The 9,024-nt window shown below is 63.6% G+C and carries 7 protein-coding genes; all 7 read left to right on the top strand.

The genetic code is table 11. The annotated features are described in order from the left end of the window. Nucleotides 1–583 precede the first annotated feature (583 nt). The 7 genes from gltB to QZY03_RS23490 all read left to right on the top strand — a co-directional run bounded on the left by gltB (nucleotide 584) and on the right by QZY03_RS23490 (nucleotide 8,964). Entirely contained in the window at nucleotides 584–5,254 is a 4,671-nt protein-coding gene (gene gltB, locus QZY03_RS23465; protein WP_295585121.1) for a glutamate synthase large subunit, read from the top strand. Next, on the top strand, nucleotides 5,247–6,713 hold the full coding sequence (locus QZY03_RS23470; protein WP_295585123.1) for a glutamate synthase subunit beta: 1,467 nt from the start codon (nucleotides 5,247–5,249) through the stop codon (nucleotides 6,711–6,713). Before gltB ends, QZY03_RS23470 begins: the two co-directional genes overlap by 8 nt. A gap of 132 nt (nucleotides 6,714–6,845) precedes the next feature. After that, complete coding sequence (locus tag QZY03_RS23475; RefSeq protein ID WP_295585125.1) at nucleotides 6,846–7,007, top strand: DUF433 domain-containing protein; 162 nt, start codon at nucleotides 6,846–6,848, stop codon at nucleotides 7,005–7,007. Next, on the top strand, nucleotides 6,988–7,125 hold the full coding sequence (locus QZY03_RS32250) for a DUF5615 family PIN-like protein (protein ID WP_363170144.1): 138 nt from the start codon (nucleotides 6,988–6,990) through the stop codon (nucleotides 7,123–7,125). Before QZY03_RS23475 ends, QZY03_RS32250 begins: the two co-directional genes overlap by 20 nt. 10 nt (nucleotides 7,126–7,135) lie before the next feature. Further along, the gene (locus QZY03_RS23480; protein WP_295585127.1) at nucleotides 7,136–7,615 is read left to right on the top strand and encodes a hypothetical protein; all 480 of its coding nucleotides are present in this window, start codon (nucleotides 7,136–7,138) and stop codon (nucleotides 7,613–7,615) included. Then, on the top strand, nucleotides 7,612–8,061 hold the full coding sequence (locus QZY03_RS23485) for a DUF4365 domain-containing protein (protein ID WP_295585129.1): 450 nt from the start codon (nucleotides 7,612–7,614) through the stop codon (nucleotides 8,059–8,061). The genes QZY03_RS23480 and QZY03_RS23485 overlap by 4 nt, the downstream gene beginning before the upstream one ends. Before the next feature lie 156 nt (nucleotides 8,062–8,217). Next, on the top strand, nucleotides 8,218–8,964 hold the full coding sequence (locus QZY03_RS23490; protein ID WP_295585131.1) for a hypothetical protein: 747 nt from the start codon (nucleotides 8,218–8,220) through the stop codon (nucleotides 8,962–8,964). Nucleotides 8,965–9,024 lie beyond the last annotated feature (60 nt).

Below are 9,024 nucleotides of genomic sequence, written 5' to 3' on the forward strand. Positions count from 1 at the left end.
GATGCGGTGCCGCGGTGACCGCGAACGCTGCGGCTGTGCGCCCGGCCCCATCGCGGCGGGACGCCGCTCCCACAGGCTCGCTGCGCGACTTTCACGGTAGGCTTCGACCTCCAGTGCGCGAAGCCCTGACGCCCTGTTCTGGTGCGCCCTGCACCCATTCGATACGCCCCGCGGCCCCCGTTTGACCGATTCCTACCCCGTGCATCCTTTATCCATTACCTAAACCTCGCCAACTCCAGCAATCGTCGCGTCTGCCGGGGCCGATCCCATCGAAAAATCATCGCATACCGCACTGGGCGCGGTTTAGCCGTGGCACGCTGAATGCTTGCGCGCTATGATCGGCGGCCCCGTGCAGTCGATCAGACACGCAGGACGATGCCCCGCGGCAGACTTGGTGAGCGCCTGGTGTGGAGCGCTGCCGGTCCGCCGCAACCAATCAGGGTCGGTGCGGGTCTGAGAGACGCCGAAATTGCTGGGATTGTGCCGGACGACGGGGTTTAACCCCGGCCGTTGTCAGGTGGATGCGTGACGCCCCGCGCGACACAATCCCAAACTGTTACGCTTGGAACCTACGAGGTCCGCGATGAGCCTGCGTGCCCTTCCGCCCGCACAGGGTCTCTATAACCCAGCGAACGAACACGACGCCTGTGGCGTCGGGTTCGTCTGCCATATCAAGAATCACAAGAGCCATGCCATTGTCCGGCAGGGGCTCGAACTGCTGGAGCGGCTGACCCACCGCGGCGCCACCGGTGCCGACCCGCGGGCCGGCGACGGCGCCGGCATCCTGGTGCAGTTACCGGATGCCTTTTTCCGCGCGGTGCTGGACTTCGACCTCCCGCCGGTAGGGAGCTACGGGGTCGGGATGCTGTTTTTGCCCAAAGACCCGGCGGCACGCGCCAAGACGCAGGCCACGGTCGAGCGCCGACTGATCGAGGGCGGTCAGCGGGTGCTTGGCTGGCGCGATGTCCCGGTGGACAACTCCGTGCTCGGCAAGAGCGTGCTGCCCACCGAGCCCTTGGTCCGTCAGGTGTTCATCGGCCGCGGCGAGAACTGTGCCGATCAGCAGGCGTTCGAGCGCAAGCTGTTCGTCATCCGCAAGCGCATGGACAACGAGATCCGCGCGGCCGGGTTCGATAAGACGGACTTCTACGTGCCCTCCCTGTCATCGCGCACCATCGTCTATAAGGGGATGTTGCTGGCGGACCAGGTGATCGACTATTACATCGATCTGCGCGATGTGCGCTTCGCCTCGGCGCTGGCCTTGGTGCATCAGCGTTTCTCGACCAACACCTTCCCCACCTGGGATCTGGCGCACCCGTTCCGCATGATCTGCCACAACGGGGAGATCAACACCCTGCGCGGCAACCTCAACTGGATGGCGGCGCGCCGGCACACCATGCGCTCGGAGGTCCTGGGCGACGACCTCGACAGCATCTGGCCGCTGATCCCCGAGGGGCAGTCCGACTCCGCGAGCTTCGACAACGCGCTGGAACTGCTGGTCATGGGGGGCTATTCGCTGGCCCACGCGATGATGCTGCTGATCCCGGAAGCCTGGGCCGGCAACAAGCAGATGGACGCCAAACGGCGCGCCTTCTACGAGTATCACGCGGGTCTGATGGAGCCCTGGGACGGCCCCGCCGCCGTCGCCTTCTCCGACGGCCGCCAGATCGGCGCGACCCTGGATCGCAACGGTCTGCGTCCGGCCCGCTATCTGGTAACCAACGACGATCTGGTGATCATGGCCTCCGAGATGGGCGTGCTCGACATCGAAGAGTCGCGCATCATCAAAAAGTGGCGGTTGCAGCCCGGCAAGATGTTCCTGATCGACCTGGAGCAGGGCCGGATCATCGACGACGGCGACATCAAGGCGGAACTGGCCAACGCCAACCCCTATCGCGAGTGGCTCTCCCGTACCCAGATCCATCTGGACGAGTTGCCGACCAATGTCGCCCCCATGGCCCCGGACGACGCGACCCTGCTCAATGCCCAACAGGCGTTCGGCTACAGCCAGGAGGACATCAAGTTCCTGCTGACGCCCATGGTGGTGACGGGTCAGGAAGCGATCGGCTCGATGGGTGCGGACAATCCGCCCTCGGTGCTGTCGCGGCGGCCCAAGCATCTGTCGACCTATTTCAAACAGAACTTCGCCCAGGTGACCAACCCGCCCATCGACCCGATCCGCGAGGAGCTGGTCATGTCGCTGGTGTCGCTGATCGGCCCGCGGCCCAATCTGCTCGGCATCAACGAGGCCGGCAAGCACTGGCGGCTGGAAGTGAATCAGCCGGTGCTCACCAACCAGGATCTGGAGCGGGTGCGCCACATCGAGGACAACTCGGGCGGCGCTTTCCGGACCTGCACGCTGCACATGGTCTATCCGTCTCCCGAGGGCGCGGCCGGCATGGGTGCGGCTCTGGACCGGCTGTGTCAGGAGGCCGAGCAGGCGGTCCTGGACGGTTACAACATTCTGATCCTGTCGGACCGCAACACCAATCTGGATCACATCCCGATCCCGGCCTTGCTGGCGACTTCGGCGGTGCACCATCATCTGATCCGCCGCGGAATGCGGACCTCCTCGGGTCTGGTGGTCGAGACCGGCGGGGCGCTCGAAGTGCATCACTTCGCGGTGCTGGCCGGTTACGGGGCCGAGGCGATCAATCCGTACCTCGCCTTCGACACCATTCAGTCGCTGCTGCGGGCGCTGCCCGATCAGCCGAGCTTCGAGGATGCGCAGAAGCGCTACATCAAAGCAGTCGGCAAGGGCCTGTTGAAGGTCATGTCCAAGATGGGCATCTCCACCTTCCAGTCGTATTGCGGCGCCCAGATCTTCGACGCCGTGGGCCTGCGCACCAGCTTCGTCGACCGCTATTTCACCGGCACCCAGACCACGGTCGAGGGCATCGGTCTGGATCAGGTGGCCGAGGAAGCGGTGCGCTGGCATGCCCAGGGCTACGGTGATGAGCAGATCTACCGCAAGCACTTGGACGTGGGCGGCGACTACGCCTTCCGGCTGCGCGGCGAGGACCATGTCTGGACCCCGGACAGCATCGCCAAGCTGCAGCACGCCGCGCGTGCCAACAGTTGGCAGACCTACGAGGAGTTCTCGCGCCTTATCAATGAGCAGAACGAGCACCTGCTGACCTTCCGCGGGCTGCTGGACTTCAAGTGGGCGGCAGAGCCGATTCCGCTGGACGAGGTCGAACCCGCGACAGCGATCGTCAAGCGCTTCGCCACCGGCGCCATGTCGTTCGGCTCGATCAGTTACGAGGCCCACTCGACCCTGGCGAAAGCCATGAACGCCCTGGGCGGCAAGTCCAACACCGGTGAGGGCGGCGAGGAGCCGGAGCGCTTCAATCCGCTGCCGGACGGGAGCAAGAACCCCGAGCGCTCGGCCATCAAGCAGGTCGCGTCCGGGCGTTTCGGTGTCACCACCGAGTATCTGGTCAATGCCGACGACATCCAGATCAAGATCGCCCAGGGCGCCAAGCCGGGGGAGGGCGGTCAGTTGCCGGGCCACAAGGTCAGCCCCTGGATCGCGCGGGTGCGGCACTCCACCGCCGGTGTCGGTTTGATCTCTCCGCCGCCGCATCACGACATCTACTCGATCGAGGATCTGGCGCAGCTCATCCATGATCTGAAGAACGTCAACCCCAAGGCGCGCATCTCGGTCAAGCTGGTGTCCGAGGTCGGTGTCGGCACCGTGGCGGCGGGTGTCTCCAAGGCCCATGCCGATCATGTGACCATCGCCGGCTATGACGGCGGCACCGGCGCGAGCCCGCTGACTTCCATCAAGCACGCCGGCTCCCCCTGGGAGATCGGTCTGGCCGAGACCCACCAGACGCTGGTGCTCAACAAACTGCGCGGACGCATCGCCGTGCAGGTCGACGGCGGGATGCGCACCGGGCGCGACGTGGTGATCGGCGCCCTGCTCGGAGCCGACGAGTTCGGCTTCGCCACCGCGCCGCTGATCGTGGCCGGCTGCATCATGATGCGCAAGTGTCATCTGAACACCTGCCCGGTCGGCGTCGCCACCCAGGACCCGGAACTGCGCAAGCGCTTCACCGGCCAGCCTGAGCACATCATCAATTACCTGTTCTTCGTCGCCGAAGAAATGCGTCGGCTGATGGCCCGGCTGGGCTTCCGCACCGTCGCCGAGATGATCGGCCAATCCGATCGCCTGGAGATGCGCCGCGCCATCGATCACTGGAAGGCCCATGGGCTCGACTTCACCCGGTTGCTGGCCAAACCCAAGGTCGGCCCCGAGGTCGCCCTCTCCAACCGCGAGACCCAGGACCACGGTCTGGACAAGGCGCTGGACCATGAACTGATCCGCCAGGCCCAGCCCGCGCTGGAGGCCGGCCAGCCGGTCAAAATCGCGATCGACATCCATAACTACAACCGTACCTTCGGCGCCATGCTCTCCGGGCGGGTGGCCGAGCGCTACGGCCATGCCGGGTTGCCCGAGGACACCATCCATATCAAGGCCAAGGGCACCGGCGGCCAATCTTTCGGCGCCTGGGTGGCCAAGGGGGTCACCGTCGAGTTGGAAGGCGAGGGCAACGACTATGTCGGCAAGGGCCTGTCCGGCGGCCGGCTGATCATCTACCCGCCCAAGGACTGCGCCATTGAGCGGGCCGAGGACAACATCATCGTCGGCAACACCGTGCTTTACGGCGCCATCAGCGGTGAATGCTACTTCCGCGGCGTGGCCGGCGAGCGTTTCTGTGTGCGCAACTCCGGCGCCACCGCGGTGGTGGAAGGGGTGGGCGACCATGGCTGCGAATACATGACCGGCGGCATCGCCGTGATCCTGGGCCCCACCGGGCGCAACTTCGCGGCCGGCATGTCGGGCGGCATCGCCTATGTTCTCAACGGCGACGGCACCTTCGAGGACCGCTGCAACCTCTCGATGGTCGAGCTGCAGCCGATCCCGCCCGAGGACGCGGCCCTGGAGGCGCTGGACCACCAGGGTGGGGACATGGAAAATCACGGGATGGTCGACATCAGTCACGACATGACCCGCTTCGATGCCCTGCGCCTCAAGGGCCTGATCGAGCGCCACCTGCACTACACCAACTCGGACGTGGCGCGGCGCATTCTCGACGACTGGGAAGCCACCCTGCCGCGGTTCATCAAGGTCATGCCGGTGGACTACAAGCAGGCTTTGGAAGCGATGCAGGCCAATCAAAGCCGACCGCCGCAACCCGACACGCAGCGACCGATGAAGGTCACGCGGGAGATCAAGCACCATGGGTAAGCCGACCGGATTCCTGGAATACGACCGTCGCGACCGGCGCTACGAGCCGGCCGCCGACCGCGTCGTCCACTACCGCGAGTTCGTCGTCCCGTTGAGCGATGGCGAACTCAGCACCCAGGGGGCGCGCTGCATGGACTGCGGCATCCCCTTCTGCCACCAGGGCTGTCCGGTCAACAACCTGATCCCGGACTGGAACGACCTGGTCTACAAGAGCGACTGGCAGTCGGCCATCGAGGTGCTGCACTCCACCAACAACTTCCCGGAGTTCACCGGGCGCATCTGCCCCGCCCCCTGCGAGACCAGTTGCACCCTCAACATCGATGACAAACCGGTGGCCATCAAAACCATCGAATGTGCCATCGTCGACAAGGCCTGGGAGCAGGGCTGGATCAAACCCCAGGTCCCTGAACGGCGCACCGGTAAGCGGGTCGCCATCGTCGGCTCCGGCCCCGCGGGCCTGGCCTGTGCGCAGCAGCTTGCCCGCGCCGGGCACCAGGTCTCGGTGTACGAGAAAGCCGACCGCATCGGCGGCCTGCTGCGTTATGGCATCCCCGACTTCAAGCTGTCGAAAAAGCTCATCGACCGCCGTCAGTCGCAGATGCGCACCGAGGGCGTGGAGTTCCACACCCACGCCCATGTCGGCGTCACCATCCCCATCGCCACCCTGCGGACCGACTACGACGCCCTGGTGCTGGCTGGCGGCTGCGAACAACCGCGGGATCTCCCGATCCCCGGCCGTCAACTGCAAGGCATCCACTTCGCCATGGACTTCCTCACCCGCAACAGCAAGCGGGTGCAGGGCTCCTACGTCGCTGAGGACGACTTCATCAGCGCCCACGGCAAACGCGTGCTGGTCATCGGCGGCGGCGACACCGGCTCCGACTGCATCGGCACCTCCAACCGCCACGGCGCCAAGTCGGTCACCCAGATCGAGATCCTCGACAAGCCCCCGGTCAAGGAAGACAAGGGCCTCACCTGGCCCGACTGGCCCAACAAACTGCGCACCTCTAGCTCGCAAGAAGAAGGCTGCGACCGGCATTGGAACGTGCTCACCAAAGCCTTCGTCGGCGACGACCAGGGCCGGGTCAAGGCCGTGAAATACTGCCTGGTGCGCTGGGACAAAGACGCGCAGGGCCGCTGGCAGATGTCCGAAGTCCCCGGCAGCGAAGCCGAATTCCAGGCCGACCTGGTGCTGCTCGCCATGGGCTTCGTGCATCCGGTACATGACGGCATGCTCGATGCCCTCAAGGCCGACGCCGGGCTGGAACTCGACCCGCGCGGCAACGTCAAGGCCCCCACCGAGGGGGCCGAGGCTTACCTGACCTCGATCCCCGGTGTCTTCGGCGCGGGCGACATGCGGCGCGGCCAGTCGCTGGTGGTCTGGGCCATCCGCGAGGGGCGCCAGTGCGCGAGGGCGGTGGATGAGTGGTTGATGGGGCGGTCGGATTTGCCCCGATAGGAGTGGGGGCGTCCCGCCCCCGCGTGCCTGAGAGAGCGGCCTGCGGGCCGCTTTCTCTTTGCGTGCGGTGACTTGCCGTGTCTGAGCGGCGCGAGTACCATCCTCGAAAACTGGTTCGTTGATACACAAGCCATGCCTCTCCTTGAGCGCATCACGATCGAAACCGAAATCTGTCACGGCAAGCCCTGCGTCGGGCACATGCGGTGGCCGGTCGAGGCCGTGCTGGACTCACGTCAAACGCATCCTCGACAAGTGGTACACGACGGACACCGACATCGCTCGGTCTGTCGATGAAACCGGCACCTTCCTCATCACGAAGGACGCGGACTTCCGCCACCGGCATTTCCTTACGGGCAAACCGGCCCGCGTGGTGCGAGTGACGCTGGACAATCTATCCCTGGTTCTGCTATAGACGCCATGCCATGACCAGCGAGCTACGAGACGTTACGGGCTTCCGCGGCGAGAAAATCGTGGAGTTGCGCCTGACCGACTACAAAACATTCCCCGAGCCGCTGTTCCGTCCGGCGCACCTCGGTGAGAAGTGGCCGGCCATCGACTATCTTGTGGAATTGACCTCCATACCTGGAAGACGGCTGTATTTTTTCGCTCAAGTCAAATCGACGACTATTGCACCGTCGTCTCGATCGCTCAGGATATCGACGAAGAAGAAAGACATCGAGCGGCTCCTGCAAATTCCGGGTCCCACTTACCTGCTCGGAGTCCATGAGCCATCGGAAAGGGTTTTCGTAAGATCCGTGCACATCGGTACCCCGGCGAGGGCAATAACGTCCATCCCGCTTCATTACGAGCTTACCGCCGGAAACCTGAAGCAGCTTCACGGCGAGGTATCCCGCTTTTGGCCCACCGGCCATCACAAACCCACTGTATCGAGATTCGCATGAGCGCAAACAACTCGCAAGCACAGATGGTTGGGCGCCGCGCCGAGCTGATGGCCGAGCTGTTTTTCCAAAGCCTCGACGCAGCTTATGTAGCCCGGTTTGAGCACGCTCTCGCCTTTGACTTACTCGTCGGCTTGTCGAACCCTCAAGGCGGTATCGACAATTTTGCGGTCGAGGTCAAGGCAACGCAGCAGCCGGTTCGTTCCGGCTTTCGCATCTCGCGGAAAATCCACGAGCGCCTCTCGCACTCCAACACGCCCGCCATGTTGCTCGTCGCCGACGTAAAGCAAGACCGACTGTACTACGGTTGGCTCCGTCCGGAGCAGGCCGCCGCTTCACGTTCGGACCGTGACACGATCGTTGTGCCGTTGACGGAGATCGACGAGGGGGCGAAAGCGCGCCTGCGCGAGGAGCTTGCCGCCCAGGGATCCGAGGCGATGGCCGCATGATCGCCCTCCCGTTCCGCGCCGCTCGGGGATACGCAATCCGCGTAGCGACCTTAGAGGGGAAGGCGGCTTGGCTCAATTAAGTTCTTCTTCGCCCGGCGGATCTAACTGAGTCTGGCCCCTTATCGTTGTCAAGTAGGCGACATTGGAGAGTGATTTATGGCGTCAGTGCCGTTACAGATTCGCAGCAAAGCAGGCCGCTGGGGAACCTTCGCTAATACAGGAACCGAGGGTGTCTACGATTTCTCAAGCCAGCTTATATCGTTCAATGGTCTCGAAGAAAAGCACATCGTTGCGGTCAAGAATTGTGCTCCTGCTGGACGGTTCAAAGTTCTTGTATTAGCGGCGCACGAATACACACACTGGCTTGATCATGTTTCAACCATCTGGGGCAGACGATCATTATGCCAATTTTACACTGCCTTTCACGCCAGAATTCAGAATGATGAGTATCGATTCGCCCCTGCCATTGTCAATGCCTGGGATGAGGCGTGCCGTATCCGGTCAGATGTGTACTTCCAAGTTCTCGGAGAACAAGAGTCAGCAGAACGCTGGGCCATGGTTTCTACCGTTGGTGTTCGATTCAATGAAAAGGGCATACCAAATGAGTCAGATCCAATAGCATTGGCGAGGTTCTTTAATCCGACGATCGGTACGGGCAGCAGGAATGAGGAATTAATTGTTCGGACGCCCTTGTCTGTTGTTGCCTTGACTGAGTGTACTGCGCAGGCTGCCGAATATCAGTGGATTGCGCGAGAGAAAATAGAGCGTGGAAGGAATACTCCCGCCAATCCACAGCAATGGCTGGCTGATTTACTGACGGATCTTTATCTCGACTTTGGCCATTTTTGCAGCTGGGCGCAGGCCCCGCAACTGACGCCACGGCGGTGCCGAAGCGTGTGCTGAGCCGGGGGTTGCGGCGGCCGATCGTCGCGGCCAGCCGCCGTCCATCGGCGGGCGTGGCCC

Origin of the sequence: uncultured Lamprocystis sp., from assembly GCF_903933125.1 — a bacterium.
Classification (GTDB): Bacteria; Pseudomonadota; Gammaproteobacteria; order Chromatiales; family Chromatiaceae; genus Thiodictyon.

Bases quoted from the DNA above. Each gene is read 5' to 3' on its own strand.
- gltB (WP_295585121.1), top strand. From the start codon at position 584: ATGAGCCTGCGTGCCCTTCCGCCCGCACAGGGTCTCTATAACCCAGCG.
- QZY03_RS23470 (WP_295585123.1), top strand. From the start codon at position 5,247: ATGGGTAAGCCGACCGGATTCCTGGAATACGACCGTCGCGACCGGCGC.
- QZY03_RS23475 (WP_295585125.1), top strand. From the start codon at position 6,846: ATGCCTCTCCTTGAGCGCATCACGATCGAAACCGAAATCTGTCACGGC.
- QZY03_RS23480 (WP_295585127.1), top strand. From the start codon at position 7,136: ATGACCAGCGAGCTACGAGACGTTACGGGCTTCCGCGGCGAGAAAATC.
- QZY03_RS23485 (WP_295585129.1), top strand. From the start codon at position 7,612: ATGAGCGCAAACAACTCGCAAGCACAGATGGTTGGGCGCCGCGCCGAG.
- QZY03_RS23490 (WP_295585131.1), top strand. From the start codon at position 8,218: ATGGCGTCAGTGCCGTTACAGATTCGCAGCAAAGCAGGCCGCTGGGGA.